This is a genomic window from Breoghania corrubedonensis (genome assembly GCF_003053845.1).
GTDB lineage: Bacteria > Pseudomonadota > Alphaproteobacteria > Rhizobiales > Stappiaceae > Breoghania > Breoghania corrubedonensis.
In genome coordinates this window covers 33,149-49,995 of the sequence record NZ_QAYG01000013.1, presented here as the reverse complement: position 1 = coordinate 49,995, position 16,847 = coordinate 33,149, and the positions used below count along the sequence as shown (strand labels likewise).

Annotated in this window: 16 protein-coding genes and 1 tRNA gene; 10 read left to right on the top strand and 7 right to left on the bottom strand. The window is 62.3% G+C overall.

Translation table 11 applies throughout. From position 1 onward, the window contains the following. Window positions 1-1,161, top strand: a complete 1,161-nt coding sequence (purT, locus tag C8N35_RS21910; protein WP_210203642.1) for a formate-dependent phosphoribosylglycinamide formyltransferase — start codon at window positions 1-3, stop codon at window positions 1,159-1,161. 129 nt (window positions 1,162-1,290) lie between these two features. Here the strand turns inward: purT and C8N35_RS21905 are convergent, their stop codons facing one another. The 4 genes from C8N35_RS21905 to C8N35_RS21885 all read right to left on the bottom strand — a co-directional run bounded on the left by C8N35_RS21905 (window position 1,291) and on the right by C8N35_RS21885 (window position 4,924). Continuing rightward, a complete protein-coding gene (locus tag C8N35_RS21905) occupies window positions 1,291-1,653 on the bottom strand; it encodes an EF-hand domain-containing protein (protein WP_107991877.1) in 363 nt (120 codons plus the stop codon). Window positions 1,654-1,761: 108 nt separating this feature from the next. Further along, window positions 1,762-2,217, bottom strand: a complete 456-nt coding sequence (locus tag C8N35_RS21900) for a hypothetical protein (protein ID WP_107991876.1) — start codon at window positions 2,215-2,217, stop codon at window positions 1,762-1,764. A gap of 605 nt (window positions 2,218-2,822) precedes the next feature. Beyond that, entirely contained in the window at window positions 2,823-4,193 is a 1,371-nt protein-coding gene (locus tag C8N35_RS21890) for an ATP-binding protein (protein ID WP_210203641.1), read from the bottom strand. Beyond that, a complete protein-coding gene (locus tag C8N35_RS21885) occupies window positions 4,190-4,924 on the bottom strand; it encodes a response regulator (protein ID WP_107991874.1) in 735 nt (244 codons plus the stop codon). Before C8N35_RS21885 ends, C8N35_RS21890 begins: the two co-directional genes overlap by 4 nt. 372 nt (window positions 4,925-5,296) lie before the next feature. Here C8N35_RS21885 and C8N35_RS23980 point away from each other — a divergent pair, with 372 nt between their 5' ends. Both C8N35_RS23980 and C8N35_RS24305 read left to right on the top strand, forming a co-directional pair. Beyond that, entirely contained in the window at window positions 5,297-5,989 is a 693-nt protein-coding gene (locus C8N35_RS23980; RefSeq protein ID WP_107991873.1) for a helicase-related protein, read from the top strand. Next, window positions 5,986-6,285: a hypothetical protein gene (locus C8N35_RS24305; protein WP_107991872.1), complete on the top strand. Its 300-nt coding sequence runs from the start codon at window positions 5,986-5,988 to the stop codon at window positions 6,283-6,285. The genes C8N35_RS23980 and C8N35_RS24305 overlap by 4 nt, the downstream gene beginning before the upstream one ends. Before the next feature lie 85 nt (window positions 6,286-6,370). On the opposite strand, the gene C8N35_RS21870 is transcribed toward C8N35_RS24305, so the two are convergent. From C8N35_RS21870 to mnmA, 3 genes are all read right to left on the bottom strand, one after another. After that, window positions 6,371-6,447: transfer RNA gene (locus C8N35_RS21870), tRNA-Met, on the bottom strand. A 358-nt stretch (window positions 6,448-6,805) separates the two neighbouring features. Next, complete coding sequence (locus C8N35_RS21865; protein ID WP_107991871.1) at window positions 6,806-7,510, bottom strand: class I SAM-dependent methyltransferase; 705 nt, start codon at window positions 7,508-7,510, stop codon at window positions 6,806-6,808. Then, entirely contained in the window at window positions 7,507-8,700 is a 1,194-nt protein-coding gene (gene mnmA, locus C8N35_RS21860; RefSeq protein ID WP_107991870.1) for a tRNA 2-thiouridine(34) synthase MnmA, read from the bottom strand. The genes C8N35_RS21865 and mnmA overlap by 4 nt, the downstream gene beginning before the upstream one ends. 401 nt (window positions 8,701-9,101) lie before the next feature. On the opposite strand from mnmA, the gene C8N35_RS21855 reads away from it, so the two are divergent. The 7 genes from C8N35_RS21855 to fliN all read left to right on the top strand — a co-directional run bounded on the left by C8N35_RS21855 (window position 9,102) and on the right by fliN (window position 16,838). After that, on the top strand, window positions 9,102-11,195 hold the full coding sequence (locus C8N35_RS21855) for a flagellar hook-length control protein FliK (protein WP_107991869.1): 2,094 nt from the start codon (window positions 9,102-9,104) through the stop codon (window positions 11,193-11,195). A 50-nt stretch (window positions 11,196-11,245) separates the two neighbouring features. Then, a complete protein-coding gene (locus C8N35_RS21850; protein ID WP_107991868.1) occupies window positions 11,246-11,908 on the top strand; it encodes a flagellar hook assembly protein FlgD in 663 nt (220 codons plus the stop codon). Window positions 11,909-12,426: 518 nt separating this feature from the next. Further along, window positions 12,427-12,702, top strand: coding sequence for a CtrA inhibitor SciP (gene sciP / locus C8N35_RS21845; protein ID WP_107991867.1), 276 nt, complete (start codon window positions 12,427-12,429; stop codon window positions 12,700-12,702). Window positions 12,703-13,136: 434 nt separating this feature from the next. Then, complete coding sequence (gene fliF, locus C8N35_RS21840; protein WP_245926934.1) at window positions 13,137-14,759, top strand: flagellar basal-body MS-ring/collar protein FliF; 1,623 nt, start codon at window positions 13,137-13,139, stop codon at window positions 14,757-14,759. Next, a complete protein-coding gene (gene fliG / locus C8N35_RS21835) occupies window positions 14,759-15,799 on the top strand; it encodes a flagellar motor switch protein FliG (protein WP_107991866.1) in 1,041 nt (346 codons plus the stop codon). The genes fliF and fliG overlap by 1 nt, the downstream gene beginning before the upstream one ends. A 10-nt stretch (window positions 15,800-15,809) precedes the next feature. Continuing rightward, a complete protein-coding gene (locus C8N35_RS21830; protein ID WP_170122216.1) occupies window positions 15,810-16,475 on the top strand; it encodes a FliH/SctL family protein in 666 nt (221 codons plus the stop codon). Window positions 16,476-16,523: 48 nt separating this feature from the next. Next, entirely contained in the window at window positions 16,524-16,838 is a 315-nt protein-coding gene (gene fliN, locus C8N35_RS21825; RefSeq protein ID WP_210203649.1) for a flagellar motor switch protein FliN, read from the top strand. The last annotated feature ends 9 nt before the right edge of the window (window positions 16,839-16,847 follow it).

Below are 16,847 nucleotides of genomic sequence, written 5' to 3'. Positions count from 1 at the left end.
ATGAAGAAGGTCATGTTGCTCGGTTCGGGAGAACTCGGACGGGAGGTCGTCATCGCACTGAAGCGTCTCGGTCACACCGTGATCGCATGCGACTCCTATGCCGGGGCGCCGGCAATGCAGGTTGCGGACGGGTTCGAGGTCTTCTCGATGCTCGATGCGGACGGCCTCGACGCCGCCGTGGCCAGGCATGCTCCCGACATCATCGTGCCCGAGGTCGAGAGTATCCGCACCGACCGCTTCTATGCCTACGAAGCGCAGGGCATTCAGGTGACCCCCAGCGCCAAGGCTGCGAATTTCACCATGAACCGCAAGCTCATTCGAGATCTGGCGGCGAAGGATCTGGACCTGATAACCGCGCCTTATGGCTACGCGACGACCTACGAGGAGTTTCTCTCAGTGATCGAGACGGTCGGTCTGCCCTGTGTCGTCAAACCATTGATGTCCAGTTCCGGCAAGGGGCAGTCCGTGGTTCGGAGCGAAGACGAAATGCGATCCGCGTTCGACTACGCGCTTGAAGGGGCACGCGGCGACATCCGCGAGATGATCGTGGAGGGGTTCATCGACTTCCACACCGAGATCACGCTCCTGACCGTCACCCAGAAGGCGGGCGAGACCCTCTTCTGCGCGCCGATCGGTCACCGGCAGGAGCGCGGTGACTATCAGGAGAGCTGGCAACCCTGCCACGTGGATCCGGCGCAACTCGAGGAATGTCGCGATATGGCTGTCAAGGTCACGTCCGCCCTCGGCGGGGCGGGGATCTGGGGGATCGAGTTCTTTCTGTCCGACGACACCGTGTATTTCTCCGAGCTCAGCCCGCGCCCGCACGATACGGGCATGGTGACGCTTGCCGGAACGCAGAACTTCAACGAGTTCGAATTGCATGCCCGCGCTCTTCTGGGGCTGCCGATTGCGGAGATCGAACAACGGTATCCTGCCGCCAGCGCCGTGATCCTGGCCGAAAAGGATGACGAGCCGAACTATTCCGGTATCGAGGAGGCCTGCGCCTACCGCCAGTCGGATCTTCGCATTTTTGGCAAGCCAACCACTCGCCCTTACCGCCGCATGGGGGTGGTGCTTGCCTACGACCGACTTGGCGAAGAAAGCATCGGCCAGTTGCGGGCCCGGGCTGCCGAGATCGCCGCGAAGGTGAAGGTCCACTGATCCAGCGAAATTCGGCCCGGACTTGTCGAGCCGGGCCACGCTCGGACGCATCGCCCGCATGGGCTGTTCAAACCGGCTGAGCCGCAACCGGTCGCAATGACCAGGTTGCGGCTCTTCAAAACGGTCGGATCACTCGGATCTGGACCCGCCCGCGCCACCGCAGAGCGCCCCGAGTTCGTCTGCGGATATTCTCCCGTCTCCATCGGCATCCGCCATCTTGAACATGCGTGCATGGACGGCCTGGAACTCATCGATGGACAACGCGCCGTCGTCATCGGCATCCATCATGGCCAGCATCATCCGGCCCATGCCGTCGCCCATCATGCCATTGCCCATCATGCCACCGCTCGTCATCCCGCCGTTCATCATGCCGCTGCCTTGATGATGGGAATCCTCGTGACCTGTCCCCATGCCGCCCTGCTGGGCCTGGGCCGCGAACAGGCCGAGGCCGGACACGAGCACAACAACGGGAAAAGCGATTATCTTTTTCATCGGTTAGGTCCTGTTTTTGAAGATTGGGAAGTCGGGAGCGCTGGGCGGAGAAGGCGGGGTATGTCCCGGTCCCGGCGACCGTTGTGCGCCCGAGATACGGCGCAAGCCTTATCCCTGGGACGGGTTGGCAAGCGTTCCGACGATCCATCCGGTCTCAAGTTGCTCGAGGGTGAGCCTGTCGCCGGGGTTCAGGCATCGATTGACCATCATGCTGTGATTGTCGATCACGGTGATCGTGGTGCCGTCGGGAAGGCTGATTTCGTTGTGGCAATGGTTGATACCCTGCTCGTCCGGTGTGCACTGCGTGTCGCTCAGGACCTTTCCGGTGACGACACCGGTTGGCGCGCTGCCTTCGAGCATCTGCAGTACATAGCGTCCATCAGCGCCGTTCTCCTTCCAATTTGATAGAGCCGCGCTTTCAGGGATCGGGGGGTTGGCGGCGGCATTGGCCGCGATGGAGGGATAGATCACTCCGGCCGCCACGCCCGCGATTGCGAGCGCGCCGAGGCCGCCGAGCAGCCAGTTACGTGTGTGGCTCGGGTTCTTGCAAGAGGTTTGTTTCATTTCGAAGTTTCCGTTTCAGAGGAAAACCGCCGGCTCCTCGCCGCAAACGACGTGGGCGAAACTTGATTGGGGCATCCGGCGTGTTGGCGAGCCTCTCAGTAAGCTTGGTGGCTTGGCTGCAGGGGCCGCGGCAGGAGCGCGCAACGCGGAGACCGCACGTAACGCTTCGGATTGTGTTCGAAGGCCGCGCGGTTTTCGGGGGTCTCGAAATGGAATGTGCGCCCGGCATAGACGGAGGAGGCGCTGACCATATCGGACAGCGGCCGTTTGCTGACCGGATCGATCGTGTTCGCGACGTCCGTGTCCGCATCGCGAAGGCGCCGGTCAGCATCCCCAGCATGCCGGCCGCGCTGTGCGAATGTCCGGTCAGTCTTGCAACATCCTGCGCCGCGGCGCGTTGCTAGGACGTATCCCGCAACGAGAAGGGCGATCCAGAGCCAGTTTCCCGAAAGCCAGTCCATCTTCTTCGATCCCAGTTCGTTTGCCGACCGAGGAGCATTCGTTCCCGCGGTCTTCAGCGATGGGATGATGAAACAGGGATCGTGAAACGCGGTTTTGTCAGAGCAGAGGAAAAGTGTGTCAGTGTGTGACAGAGGGGGCGTGTCTCACCGGGGCAGGAGCAACGTGACGCTCAAGCCGCCTTCCCGCCGGTTCTCCAGGCGGACGTCCCCGCCATGCGCGTATGCGACGCTCGCGACTATGCTGAGGCCCAGCCCCACGCCGCCGGTTGCCCGTCCGCGCGATCCCTCGATCCGGTAGAAGGGGCGGAAGACCTCGCTGATCTGGTCTCCCGGGATGCCCGGGCCCTCGTCGTCCACGCGGACAATCGCGGCATCGGCCGATGTCTTGACGGTGACGTGCGCCCGGTGACCGTAACGCACCGCATTCTCGATGAGGTTCGTCACCGCACGACGTAATGCCTGTGCCCGACAGGCGACGACAACCGCAGGCGGCTCGGTGCATTCGACCGGTTGTCCCGTCTCGGCCAGATCGTCACAAAGGCTCTGGACCAGTGCGCCCAGGTCGACCTGCTGCATCGGCTCGGCCTTGGCGTCCTCGCGTGCGAAGGCAAGTGTCGAGCGGACCATCTCCTCCATCTCGTCGAGTGTCACGAGGGTCTTTTCGCGTTCCTCGTCGTCCTCGATCAATTCTGCCCGCAGGCGCAGGAGCGTGATCGGGGTACGCAGGTCGTGGGAAATCGCTGCCAGCATCTGCGTGCGATCCTCGACATACCGGCGCAACCTCGATTGCATCTCGTTGAAGGCGCGGGCGGCGCGCCGCACTTCATCCGGGCCGCGTTCGTCGAGAGGCGGGGCGGCGACGTCCCGCCCCAGCCGGTCCGCCGCGCGGGCGAGCCGGCGCAGCGGCTCGGTCATTCGCCGCACGGCGAAAAACGAAAGCACGAGCACGGCTGCGCCCATGAAGAGAGCAGAAGCAACGGTGCCCCCGGAAAGGCCTGTTCCGTGTTCGGGCAAGGTGCCTGTTATGGAGATAAAGGAGCCGTCATCGAGACCTATGATTGCCTGCACCCGGTTGCGAACCGCTTCCCCGGCAACGGAGGGCGCGGATGCGGCATCCGTGCGGGCGGGGAGTATCCGGACCGTGATGCGGCCGGTCTGGCCCGGCAGTTCGTGCTCCAGCAGCTGGCGGATGAGGCTGCTGCGCCAGTTCGCTTCATGCCCGCGTGAGGACGAGACTTTCGGTATGATCGAAACATCGAGATCCGTCGCCCCAGCGGCGTTTGCCAGTTGCACTCTTTGCGGCGCAGGAACCGCAGTCATCAGTTCGACAACGACTGCGGCACGGTGGGCGAATTCGCGTCCGCCGGCAGCTGCCAGCAAAACGTCGCGGTCGTACGAGTAGAACAGCATGCTGACGGCATGTGTCAGCATCAGTCCCACGACCAGAAGCAGCATGGTCTGTCCGGCCATACTGCGCGGCCAGTGCAGCCGATAGCGGGAGTTGCGGCCGCTCATTGAAAACTGACGTCGGCGGTGAACATATAGCCGTCGCCCCAAACCGTCTTGATCAGGATGGGGTTTGCCGGGTCTTCTTCCATCTTGCGGCGCAGCCGGCTGACCTGCGTGTCGATGCTGCGGTCGAAGGGAACTGCCGAGCGGCCACGGGCAAGATCGAGAAGCTGATCGCGTGTCAGGACCCGCTTCGACCGTTCCACGAAGGCGACGAGCAGGCTGTATTCGCCCTTGCTGAGCGGCAGAATGACGCCATCAGGCCGGTGCAGGTCATGCCTTGAAAGATCGAGCGTCCAGCCGGCGAAGAGCGCCACCGAACGCTCTTCTTCGCCCGCGCTCCCCGTAGAATTTTCCGCAACCGCCTGCATCCGGCGCAGGACCGCCTTGATGCGTGCCAGCAGCTCGCGCGACGAGAATGGCTTCGGGACATAATCGTCGGCTCCCATTTCCAGCCCGACGATCCGGTCGGTTTCTTCGCCCATGGCGGTCAGCATGATTACCGGCGTGTAGTTCCGTTCGCCGCGCAGCCGTCTGCAAAGGCTGAGACCATCTTCGCCGGGCAGCATCAGGTCGAGCACGACGAGGTCGATCCGGTGGTCTTCCAGCGCTTTCCACATTTCTGTACCGTTCGCGGCCTGGGTGACGCGCAGCCCATGCTTGACCAGGAACTTGCCGACAAGCTCGCGAATATCCCGGTGGTCATCGACGATGAGGATGTGTGCGGTGGCTTCCATGGGGGGACTATACAAAGCCGGGCCGCTCCGGACTTCGAAAAAAGTGTAACGGAGTTTGTCAAACTCCGGCCTCGTCAAGAACTGTCAGCGAACTGTCGTTGCCCGTCTGACGTACTCCCCGAAGCGTCCGTTCGCTTGCGGAGTTGACCGGCAAGATCGGCCTCCACCACACGATGATGGCCGAACCTGATCATCGCCGCGTGCCGATTTCGGCGCAATGTCGCCTGCTGTGGATCAGCCGCTCGCCCCAATACCATGTGCCGGCGCCGGAGACCGACGAAACGCCGGCGCCGATGACGGCAATCGCCAGATGGCGCGACGCTTGCGGCGCGCTGGCCACGAGGTCGGACGGGCGATGGGTGCGGCAAGACGATCACCTTCGCAAAGCACCAGGCGCATGCGGAGTTCATCAAGGAATGGTTCAACGCGGCCTATCCAAAGCTGGCCGGCCACTTCGCCCGCGTCATCACCTTCAAGACCGAGTATGCCCAGAGCGCGATCGACGATTTCTCGACCTCCGGAAAAGCGCCGCATATTGCCATTTCGGTCGACATGCTGGACACCGGCATCGACGTGCCGGAGGTGGTGAACCTCGTCCTCTTCAAGCTGATCCGCTCCCAGACGAAGTTCTGGCAGATCCTCGGCCGTGTCACGCGTCAGTGTCCCGATCTTTTCGGACCAGGGCAGGAAACGGATTGTTTCTACGTCTTCGACTTCTGCCAGAATCAGGAATTCTTCGGCCAGAACCCGGCCGTCACCGAAGGGGCGTTGGCGAAGTCGCTGAGCGAGCGCCTGTTCCAGGCCCGCTTCGACCTTGTGCGTGCGATCGAGGAGAAGCAGGCGACGGAGGCCTGCCTCGAGATGAGCGAGGGGCCGAGCCTTATGAGTGCCTCGGCGGGGCGCAAGAGCGTGTTCCCTCGACGAGACGACGATCCGCGACGACGCGCTCGAATTCCTGATCGATTACGTCGCGCGCATGAACCTCGACAACTTCATCGTCCGCGCCAAGCGCCGCGCCGTCGAAAAATACCAGAAGCGCGAAATCTGGAACCGCTTCAACGATGACAGGCGATCTTGTCCCGCACATCGACAGGAAGCGCAAGGCGACCGTCTACTCTAATTTCGAGGATAAACTCGGCGCGGCCGGCGAGGTCGATTTTGTCAAGTTCAAGCGCAAGGCGCGGCATTTTCTGCTGGAGCACGAGGACAATATCGGACTTCAGAAGCTCAGGCGCGGCAAGCCGTTGGCCGCAACGTCCACCGATGTCGCGCCGAGCGGGCACGAGCAGGTTTTTGATCTCAAACGCACCAACAAGCTGACAGCTGCTTTCGACGGGATCAATCGAGGTGCGGTTGTCTGATCGAACACGCGTGGTTGTCACGCTCTTCCCATTTTAAAGGATCATGTGTCGGGAAAGTGCGCAGTCAATTTTGATGGAAAGAAATTGGTAGCGGAGGAGGGACTTGAACCCCCGACACGCGGATTATGATTCCGCTGCTCTAACCAGCTGAGCTACTCCGCCATCCGGTGCGTCAGTGCAGTTCTTGCTGCTCCAAGCGCATCATGTCCGCCGGGTGAACCGGCAGCGTGGGTGCATATAGGGGAGGCGCGGTTTGCCTGTCAAGCATCACGTCGGTGGGAACTGCACTTGTTCACGAGAACCATTTCCGCTCGCCAGCCAGCCATGCCAATTTGCCGCTCCAATCCGATGCAAGCCCATTTGGGAAGGCTGGTGGCAAGGCTGGTTCGAGTGGCGGTGAACCGTTTTCTTTCGTGCCGCTACAGCGTTGTCGGTCTGCCACGTGCATGCTGAACCGGCCGGCAAGAGAGGACCGGCCGTCGTCATGCTGCGAGGACGACGAGAGGCCCCTCGGATCGCCTCATGCCCGGGGCTTGCGAAAGGTCAGCATGGTGAAGAGGCCGAAGGGATGAACCGACTGGTCCTCTTCCAGCAACAGGTGCGTGCGGCCCAGGATTCTGGCCTTGGGAAACACCGGGTTCCAGCCAACCCGGCTGGCGTAGCGCTCAAGCCATTGCTCGACGATGGCGCGAAGGCCCTTTTCGGCGGAGAAGTGATTGACCAGTATCACATGGCCGCCCGGCCTGGTCACACGTTCGAGTTCCAGCATCACCTTCACCGGATCCGGGACGACCGTGATCACGTACATGGCGATTGTCACGTCGAAATGATTGTCGGGGAACGCGAGATTGCCCGCATCCATGGCGAGCAATCCATCGACATTGTCGAGTTTGCCTCCGCGCACCCGGCGTTCGGCCTTGGCGAGCATTTCCTGGGAGAGGTCGATGCCTGTCACCTTGAGGTGCTTGCTATAGTGGGGCAGCGCCATGCCCGTACCAACGCCTGCTTCCAGAACAGTGCCGGAGAACTCGTTGACGCGTTTCACGCCCACGCGCCGCCCCCAGTAGAGCGGAGCGCGGAAGACCATGTCATATATGGGAGCCCAGCGGGCGTAAGCGGCGCGTACGGCAACGTCGTCCAGTCCGCCGTCCTTCGCGTTGAAGGGACGCTGGATGCGTTTGCGCAGTTTGCGCAGTCGGTCGGGGAGTGTTTCGCTTCTCATCATCCGTTGGCGGCCGCTGCCTGAACGTCGTTTGGTGCGGCAAACGCGCTCTCCGCGTCGCGGGCGCGTTCTGTACGATCGATCCAGCCGCCGCCGAAAACGCGGGCCGCATCACCGTCGCTGTCATAGAAAACGCAGGCCTGACCAGGCGCGATGCCGTGTTCGCCGCCGTCAAGCTCCACGATGATGTCATCGCCTTCGCGCAGCAAACGGGCAGGGCGCGGCGGGCGCGTGGAGCGCACCTTGGCGTAAATCTCCAGTCCGCCTTCCGGCAAGGCCTCTAGCGCGTCGTCGCCCAGCCAGTTGACCTCGCGCAGCCGCATGCGGTGGGTCATCAGCGCCTCGCGCGGGCCAACGATGACGCGGCTGTTGTCCGCATCGAGATGGACGACATAAAGCGGCTCGCCGGCCGCAATGCCGATGCCCCGGCGCTGACCGATCGTGTAGTTGATGATGCCTTCGTGATGGCCGAGGACGCGTCCATCCACATGGACGATCTCGCCCTTTTCCGCCGCTCCCGGCTTCAGCTTGTTGATGAGGTCGGAATAGCGCCCGGTCGGTACGAAACAGATATCCTGGCTGTCCTGCTTGTCGGCGATCTCCAGGCCCAGTTCACGGGCCAGTTCGCGGGTTTCGGGCTTCGTCAGCCCGCCCAGAGGGAAGCGCAGGAACTCGAGCTGCTCAGGCGTGGTCGCGAACAGGAAATAGCTCTGGTCGCGCTCCAGATCGACGGGACGGAAAAGCGCGCGCCGACCGTTGAGCGGACGGGTGCGAACATAGTGGCCGGTCGCCAGAACGTCGGCGCCCAGCTCGCGCGCGGTGTCGAGCAGGTCGTGGAACTTGACCGTCTGGTTGCACGCGACGCACGGAATTGGCGTTTCACCCGCGATATAGCTGGCGGCAAAGGGATCGATCACCGCCTCGCGGAAGCGCTGTTCGTAATCAAGCACGTAATGGGGAATGCCGATGGTCTCCGCGACGCGCCGGGCATCGTGGATGTCCTGTCCGGCGCAACAGGCGCCCTTGCGGTGGATCGCTTCGCCGTGGTCGTAAAGCTGCAGCGTCACGCCGACGACATCGTATCCCTGGCGCTTGAGAAGGCCAGCGACGACTGAGGAATCGACACCGCCGGACATCGCGACGACGACGCGCGTATCCTCCGGTCGGCCGGGAAGGTCCAGGCTGTTGAGCATCGGTGGCCACTCCGTGAGTTATCGGCCGGTTGAGCGAGAGCGGCCGTTGCGGCGGCGCGACAGGCTGGCAATCCCTCGCTGGCGGTCGCTTGATCGTGTTGCGCGTTCCTTTACGCGCCTGCCGCCTATTTGGGAAAGGAAAACGCTTTCTCAATGGGGCGGTTTATTTGGGCGCACTATATCGAATGAGGCCCCGCTCGCCAATTCTGTCCTCACATACCCGGCAAGCTTTGCCGCCCTGGCAAAGATTTCCGCTGCCTGCCAGGGCGTTTCGGCGTCAGGCGAAGTGCGTTTTCCGCAGAACTCCGCCATCGTCGAGATTGGCCCTGCCCTTGCTAGAAGGAGGCGGGTAATTCCATCCGCCAATCCGAGCGGTTGGCGTTGGAGCGTGCGAGGTAGCCGTGCTGACATTCGAGTCGATGAGTTCGCTGGATCCGACCATGGGCGGTTTTTCCGTCGGTGCAGGCGCGGGTACGGCCAGCGGCAACCAGGGCGGTGGCGCATCGGGCCAGTTCGCGGCACAGCTTTCGGGCGTCATGTCGGGTGGCGCGACCTCCGCGAGCGACGCCGGGAGTGCCGGTCAACCCGCCTCTGCCGGGACGTCCGGCATGAGCGGGGGATCCTTTGATGTCCTCGGCGTCATCCAGGCCGACATTGACCTTGGGGCCGATACAACGGTGGCCGTAGCGGCAAGTCCGACCGGCGAACTCGCCCAGGCCGTTGTGCAGGCGCTAGCGGCAACGCCGGACGATGGTGAAGCCGTCGCAGATGGGGATGGCACAGATACTGGCGATGGAGCGGTGGACGAAGGTACGGCGGCTTTGAAAGCCGGTCTGGCATTCGTTCCGCAGGTCGACGCCGTAACCGGGGCGGATGCTGCCACGGTCAATGCGGGCGCACAGACGAATACGGCGAGCGATGGGACAATGCCGGTTCAGGACGCACCGACATCGGGTGCGCCGGCGGCGGGGCAAGCTTCCTCGGGTGATGCCGGGTTGGATTTGCCGACCTTCTTCCCCCAGGTTGCCGGGGCTTCGGCATCTGGTGACCAAGCGGCCGGTGATGCTGCAATGAATGCGCAGTCGTCGGGGACGTCGCCTGCTCAGGGCGGCGCGCCTGCCCAGGTGCCGGCAGCGGCGAATGCCTCGGGCGCGGCGGCCATGGCGGGCGGTATTGAGGCGAAGGCGGGATCAACTGCCGACGCGGTGGCGAATACGCTCAAAGATAGCGAGACGGCGGTCGCCGCCGATGGAGCCGGAAAGGACGCGAAGTCGGCAGGATCGCCAGCCGACAAGGCCAATGTGGACAAGTCTTCCGCGGCTGGGGCGCCGGCGCAGACGGCGTCCGACAAGGCACTCGCCCGTTCGCCGGCTGTCACGCTGCCGTCGGGATCTCCGGCGGGGGGCGAAACCGCTGCTGCCGGCAAGAGCGATAACGCGGCGACGGACTCTGCCGTTCTTTCGGTCAAGGCAATGCGAAACGGTCCGACGGCCACTGTCTCAACCGCTCCGGTCGCGGACGGTGACGAGAATGTACCGGTCGTTGTTGCAAAGACGAATTCCAAGGCTTCTGCCTTGAACATGGACGGCGCGAATTCGGCAGATCCGACGGACGCTGATAAGGGAGCCGATCCCGCCAAGCCGCAGGCGACACCGCAGCGTACCCCCGATCAGGTGTCAGCCCAGTCGGCAGGCCTCAAGGCCGCCGCGGGAGCGGGGCAGCCTGTCGATGACGGCGATCCGCGGCTCAACAATCTCTCGTCCGTTTCCGACGTTGGCGATGACGGCGATGCGGAAATCCAAAAGGTGGAACCGCAGGGAGCGAACAAGTCGACAGCCCACGAGCGCACGCGTGGCGTGACGGGCGCGAGTGCGGTTTTGGCTGGGGCTGCTGCGACATCAGCCGACAAGGCCGTCGACGGCGCCAAGAGTGACACGCTCGATCCGCTGGTACTCGGAACGAGTGTAGACGGCAGCGCCGCGAATGTGCGGGGCGCTGACGGACAAGCGGTGCGCGCGGCACAGAGCGGCCAGGGTACGGCGACGGCGTTGCCCACCGCGATGGTCGCAACCGAGATTGCGCGCAATGCCCAACGCGGCGTGACACGGTTTGAAATCCGTCTCGACCCGCCCGAACTCGGTCGGGTAGACGTGCATTTGAAGATCAACGACGACGGCAAGGTGCAGGCGCATCTCGTCGTGGAGCGCCGCGACACGCTGGACATGTTCATGCGCGACCAGCGTGGCATGGAGCGCGCCCTGGAGAATGCGGGCTTGAAGGCCAATTCGGACGGCGGATTGCAGTTTTCGCTGAAAGACCAGGGCCAGGGCCAGGGCTTTGCAGGTGGTGACGGCAATCAGAATGGCAATGGAACGCCAACGGGTCCGCTTGCCGGCGGGCCTGCGGCCAGCGAAGCCGCCGATCAGCAGCAGATGCTGGATCGCATAGCGGCTTACAGCCGGCACGGAGCCGGCGGCGTCGATATCAGAATCTAGCCGGAAGCCCGGCGGATGAAACTGGGTATGTGCGTAGAGGAAACAGAGTGATGGTTGACAGTATTACGGGTTCGTCATCCGCAGGCAGTTCGGCAGCGTCCAACAGCACAAATGCCCTGTCGTCCAACTACGAGATGTTTCTGTCCTTGTTGACGGCCCAGCTGAAGGTTCAGGATCCGCTCGATCCGTTGAAGGCGGAAGATTTTACCAATCAGCTGGTGCAATATTCCTCGGTCGAGCAGCAGATTAAGCTGAACTCGAGTATGGACACCCTCATCGACAAGGTCTCGTCCAGCAATGCGACGAACCTTGTCGGCTATATCGGCCAGCGCGTCACCGCGACTGGCGACCAGAGCGTGCTGATCGACGGGTACGCCACTTGGGAATTCGACGCTTCCAAATCCGCCGAGGACGCGGAGATCACCATTCGAAATTCGATGGGTGCGATCGTCTATTCGCACACGGCGGATATCTCGAAGGGGAAGGGTGCCTATGTCTGGGACGGACGCACGAATTCCGGCACGACAGCACCCGACGGTGCCTATTCGATCGAGTTCTCCGCCAAGGATGCCAACGGCAAGAAGATCGATATCGAAACGGAGGCGACCGGCATCGTCGATGGTATTGACTTCAGTGGCAGCGAGCCGGTCTTGAAGATGGGTGATGTGGCGATCCCCCTCTCGTCGGTCACCTCGGTGTCGGCGAACCTGTAGCTCGCGCTGTCCCGTTTCGAATCGATCGCCGGGGTTCGGATTCCTTTGCCGCGATGCTGGCGATTCTCTCAGACCGCTTCCATGAACACAGGCGCGTCAGATGCCTCTCTCTATGAGGATGGCCCCGCAGTTATCGTGACGACGTCGGTCTGTTTTTCCGACGCGTGATGGCTGGCACGAGGTTGTCATTTCCCGATTTTAGAAGTGCGAGCCGGATGGCGGAATACGGAAAACGACCGTATTCCGCCATTTTTTCGTTTTTCCGCTCTCCCGATAGCGCGCGTGGGAAGGGCGGAAGCGGTAGTGCTAACTCTTACCGAATTGTTGCTAATGGCTTAGGTAAATTTTAAAACCAGCCCGGTATTGTCTCTCGGTGTCTGAGGCGTTTTCCGTTGAACTTGATGTCTTCAAGCCATCGGAAGCCGTCTGGAAATATTTGTTGAAGCATAGTCCAGCAACCCGGTCGGATGCGTCCGGATGGACGAGGCTTCGCAGGTCACGTTTAGTGTGAGAGTACGATGACCGAACAAGTGCGTTCTCGGGTCAAATACGTCATAGGGCCTGACGGCAGCCCATTGACGGTTGCCGATCTGCCGCCGACCAATACCAAGCGCTGGGTCATTCGCCGCAAGGCGGAAGTCGTGGCTGCGGTGCGCGGTGGACTATTGTCGCTGGACGAGGCCTGTCAGCGCTATACCTTGACCGTCGAGGAATTCCTGTCCTGGCAGAGTTCCATCGATAAGCACGGGCTTGCGGGTCTTCGGGCGACGCGGGTTCAGCAGTATCGTCCGTAGTGGGACTTTGCGTTCCATAGCGCGGCCTGTCGCGGTTTCCGCACAGGCGGAAGCGATCGCTTGCAGATCGTTTTAATCAATCGATGCGGGCCGGTCATGCCGGCCCGCTTTTCATTTTATACCTTTTGAAAATTGCCAATAGCATTTCCGGCATGCTGGCAGTCCGCGCGATCGCGTGCGGTATCGCACGGACTCCGTTAACCGGAACGGCGAAATTTGCCGTGTTGCGCGGGAAACGAAAGGGCGAGGCGCCGCTGTTTTCCACGGCTGTTAAAGGGCTGGCAATATTTTGTTAACCGGTTGTTTACCATGACCGAGGCAATTTTTGCCTAGCGGGCCGTCTGGAAGGAATCCGCACACCCAGAATCCTCATTCTTCCAGACGGCTCGCGAATTTTGCGCAAACAGTCCGATGGGTTGCATCTCGTGAACGGCATGCTCGAATTTATGCGTACCCTTGGCGCCGGCCGGCTGGCCGCGATGGGCGCCGTTGCGGCCATTCTTATCGGCATGTTCACGGTCATCATCTTGCGCGTGACGACCCCGACGATGGCGCCGCTCTACACCGATCTGAGCTTCGATGATTCCTCCGCTATCCTCACGCAGCTCGAGAGCATGGGTATCGAGTACGAGACGCGCAACGAGGGGGCGGCTATCCTCATTCCGCAGGACAAGGTTCTGCGCACCCGGATGACGCTCGCCGGACAGGGGCTGCCCACCGGTGGGTCCGTCGGTTACGAGATCTTCGACCGCACAGATACGCTGGGCACCACGAGTTTCGTTCAGAACATCAATCAGCTCAGGGCCCTCGAGGGGGAGTTGGCGCGCACGATTCAGTCGATATCGCGAATCGTCAGTGCCCGGGTGCATCTGGTCCTGCCCAAGCGCGAATTGTTCCAGCGCGACCGGGAAGATCCGACGGCTTCGATCGCGCTGAAAGTCCGCGGCACGCTCGACAGCGGTCAGATCCGCGCGATCCAGCATCTGGTCGCGTCTGCGGTGGAAGGGCTGGCGCCAGACCGCGTCTCGATTGTCGACGAGCGCGGCACCTTGCTGGCGAGCGGTGTCGAACAGGACGCGGAAGGGATGGTTTCGTCGTCGCTGCAGCAGCGGGCCAACGAGGTGGAGCGCAAGCTGCGTCAGCAGGTCGAGGAAATCGTGTCGTCGGTCGTCGGTCAGGGGCGGGCCCGTGTTCGCGTGGCGGCCGATATCGACTTCAACCACACGACGGAGACGTCGGAGACCTACGACCCGGACGGCCAGGTCGTGCGGTCCACGCAGTCGCGCGAGGAAAACTCGACCAGCACATCGAATGAGGGGGGCGTCACAGCGGGCAATCAGTTGCCCAACGCCAACGTCAACCAGGACAATGCGGGCAATCGCGACGCGTCCAATACCACCGAAGAGACCGTCAACTACGAGATTTCGCGTTCCACGCGCACCACTGTGGAGGAAGCCGGGGCGATCAAGCGGCTGTCTGTCGCGGTCCTGGTCGATGGCGTCTATCAGACGAACGATGCCGGTGAGCTGGTCTATGCGGAGCGCTCGCAGGAAGAGCTCGACAGGATCTCCACGCTCGTACGTTCCGCCGTTGGCTTTGACGAAAAGCGCGGCGACAAGGTCGAGGTCGTCAATCTTCGCTTTGCCCAGGGTCCGATCGTAGATCTGCCCGCAAGCGAGGTCGGTCTGTTCGACTTCACCAAGGAAGACATCCTCTACATAGCCGAGCTCGGGGTGATCGTGCTGATCTCCATCCTGTTGCTGTTCTTTGTGGTCCGTCCCTTGGTGCGCAAGGTTGTCGCCGAGGAGGAAAAGGAACAGGAGCAGATCGAGGGTGGTGAGCCGCAGATGATGATTGCCGCCGACGGATCGCTCGTTCCGGTCGCGACCAACGAGGTTCGAGAGGGCGACGAAGAGCACGGGATCCAGTGGCTTCTCGATGCGCAGAAGGCCGGGCAGGACCATACCAAGTCGGTCGAGAAGATCGGCGAGATCGTCGGCGAATATCCCAATGAAGCCGTGTCCATCGTGCGCGGCTGGCTGAACGAGGCCGCTTGATGGTTGTCGGAGCCGAACTCAAGGTCATTGACGACCAGAACGAGCGGACGCTGGGAGGCTCCGAACGCGCTGCGGTGCTGTTGCTCGCGCTGGGAGAAGAACATGGCCGGCACATCTGGGAACGGCTGGACGAAATCGAGGTTCGGCAAATTTCCGCCGCGATGGCGAGGCTGGGGCCGATTACGCCGTTGATGCTGGAACAGCTCCTCGGCGAATTCGTGCACAAACTCACGTCCACCGGCGCCCTGACCGGTAACGTGGATGCGACCGAGCGACTGCTTTCGACCTTCATGTCGGAAGACCGGGTTGCCGCGATCATGGAGGAGATCCGTGGGCCGGCCGGGCGGAACATGTGGGAGAAGCTCTCCAACGTGCAGGAGAATGTTCTCGCCAACTACCTGAAGAACGAATACCCGCAGACAGTCGCGGTGGTGATGTCGAAGATCCGCTCCGACCATGCGGCACGCGTGCTCTCGATTCTGCCGGAGGAATTCGCGCTCGAGGTGGTCAACCGCATGCTGCGGATGGAGGCGGTGCAGAAGGACGTGCTGGAAAAGGTCGAGCAGACGCTACGTACGGAGTTCATGTCGAACCTCTCGCACACCAGCCGACGCGACTCGCACGAACTGATGGCCGACATCTTCAACAATTTCGACCGGCAGACCGAAGCCCGCTTCCTCTCCGCGCTTGAAGAAGACAACCGCGAATCGGCGGAGCGCATCAAGACGCTCATGTTCACCTTCGACGATCTGGCCAAACTCGACGCCGCCAGCGCCCAGACGTTGCTGCGCAATGTGGAGAAGGACAAGCTGGCAGTCGCGCTCAAGGGTTCGAACGAGGCCGTTCGCGAGTTCTTCTTCGGCAACATGACGGCGCGCGCCGCGAAGATGCTGCGCGACGACATGGAGGCGCTCGGTCCCGTGCGGTTGCGCGACGTCGACGAAGTGCAGTCCGGAATGGTCAACGTCGCCAAGGATCTGGCTGCGCGCGGCGAGATCATGATTACCAAGAACAAGGGCGACGACGAACTCGTCTACTAATGGAGTGATGATGGCCAATCCGGCTCGGTTCCTTTTCGATCGCGATCTTGCGGCTACCGCCACGGCGGAGCCCGCGAAGGAGGAGGTGGTGTATGTCGAGCCGACGATTTTGAAGTCGGAGCATGACCGGCTTGTCCGGGAGGCGGAAAAACGCGGTTTTGAACGTGGTCAGGCCGAGGAACGCACGAAGGTCGGCGAAGAGGGGATGCACGTGCTGGCGAAGGAGGCGGCAAAGCTCGCCAACAGTGCGGCGGAACTGCTTCTCAGGCTCGATGGGGAACTGGACAGGATCGAGAAGGATTCTGTCGGCTTCGCCTTCCTGATCGCCCGTCGCTTCGCGGGGCACCTGATTGCCCGCGAACCGCTGGGGGAAGTGGTCGCGCTTATTTCGGAGTGTCTGGGGCCGTTGCGCCGCGCTCCGCATGTGGTGATCCGGGTCTGTGAGCGCGATAGCGAGACGTTGCGCGCCCATGTCGACAAGATCGCTTTCGAACGCGGCTTTGAAGGGCGGATCGTCATTCTGGGCGAGCCGGAGATCGAGCGAGGGGATTGCCGCCTGGAGTGGGCCGATGGCGGGCTCGTGCGTGATCGCAAGACGCTGGAGAAGCACATCGAGGCCGCTATTCGACGCTATTTCGCCGCGCGCCGGCCGGCGGCTGATACCACGGGAGCGTGACGCATGAGCGATAACGACGAGAGCGAAAACGGGCCCGGTGCCGGCGGCATGCAGTTCGAGGAACTGACGCCGGGCGAGGCGAGGCGCGACAAGGAAGGCGAGCCTCTCCATGCACGGTCGGCCGCGGACCTGGAAGCCGTCTTCGACGTGCCGGTGCGGGTGGCGGCCGTTCTCGGCCATTCCCGCATGCAGGTATCCGATTTGCTGAACCTGTCGTCGGGAACGGTGGTCGAACTCGACCGGAAGGTCGGCGAAGCGATCGACATCTATGTCAATGACCGGCTGGTTGCACGCGGGGAAGTGGTCCTCGTGGAGGACAAGCTGGGCGTGACGATGACGGAAATCATCAAGACCGATCGATAGCGGTCTTCA

What these genes read in the sequence shown, in the direction of transcription:
- purT (WP_210203642.1), top strand. Translation starts at nt 1, where the DNA reads ATGAAGAAGGTCATGTTGCTCGGTTCGGGAGAACTCGGACGGGAGGTC.
- C8N35_RS21905 (WP_107991877.1), bottom strand. Translation starts at nt 1,653, where the DNA reads ATGAAAAAGATAATCGCTTTTCCCGTTGTTGTGCTCGTGTCCGGCCTC.
- C8N35_RS21900 (WP_107991876.1), bottom strand. Translation starts at nt 2,217, where the DNA reads ATGAAACAAACCTCTTGCAAGAACCCGAGCCACACACGTAACTGGCTG.
- C8N35_RS21890 (WP_210203641.1), bottom strand. Translation starts at nt 4,193, where the DNA reads ATGAGCGGCCGCAACTCCCGCTATCGGCTGCACTGGCCGCGCAGTATG.
- C8N35_RS21885 (WP_107991874.1), bottom strand. Translation starts at nt 4,924, where the DNA reads ATGGAAGCCACCGCACACATCCTCATCGTCGATGACCACCGGGATATT.
- C8N35_RS24305 (WP_107991872.1), top strand. Translation starts at nt 5,986, where the DNA reads ATGACAGGCGATCTTGTCCCGCACATCGACAGGAAGCGCAAGGCGACC.
- C8N35_RS21865 (WP_107991871.1), bottom strand. Translation starts at nt 7,510, where the DNA reads ATGATGAGAAGCGAAACACTCCCCGACCGACTGCGCAAACTGCGCAAA.
- mnmA (WP_107991870.1), bottom strand. Translation starts at nt 8,700, where the DNA reads ATGCTCAACAGCCTGGACCTTCCCGGCCGACCGGAGGATACGCGCGTC.
- C8N35_RS21850 (WP_107991868.1), top strand. Translation starts at nt 11,246, where the DNA reads ATGGTTGACAGTATTACGGGTTCGTCATCCGCAGGCAGTTCGGCAGCG.
- sciP (WP_107991867.1), top strand. Translation starts at nt 12,427, where the DNA reads ATGACCGAACAAGTGCGTTCTCGGGTCAAATACGTCATAGGGCCTGAC.
- fliF (WP_245926934.1), top strand. Translation starts at nt 13,137, where the DNA reads ATGCTCGAATTTATGCGTACCCTTGGCGCCGGCCGGCTGGCCGCGATG.
- fliG (WP_107991866.1), top strand. Translation starts at nt 14,759, where the DNA reads ATGGTTGTCGGAGCCGAACTCAAGGTCATTGACGACCAGAACGAGCGG.
- C8N35_RS21830 (WP_170122216.1), top strand. Translation starts at nt 15,810, where the DNA reads ATGGCCAATCCGGCTCGGTTCCTTTTCGATCGCGATCTTGCGGCTACC.
- fliN (WP_210203649.1), top strand. Translation starts at nt 16,524, where the DNA reads ATGCAGTTCGAGGAACTGACGCCGGGCGAGGCGAGGCGCGACAAGGAA.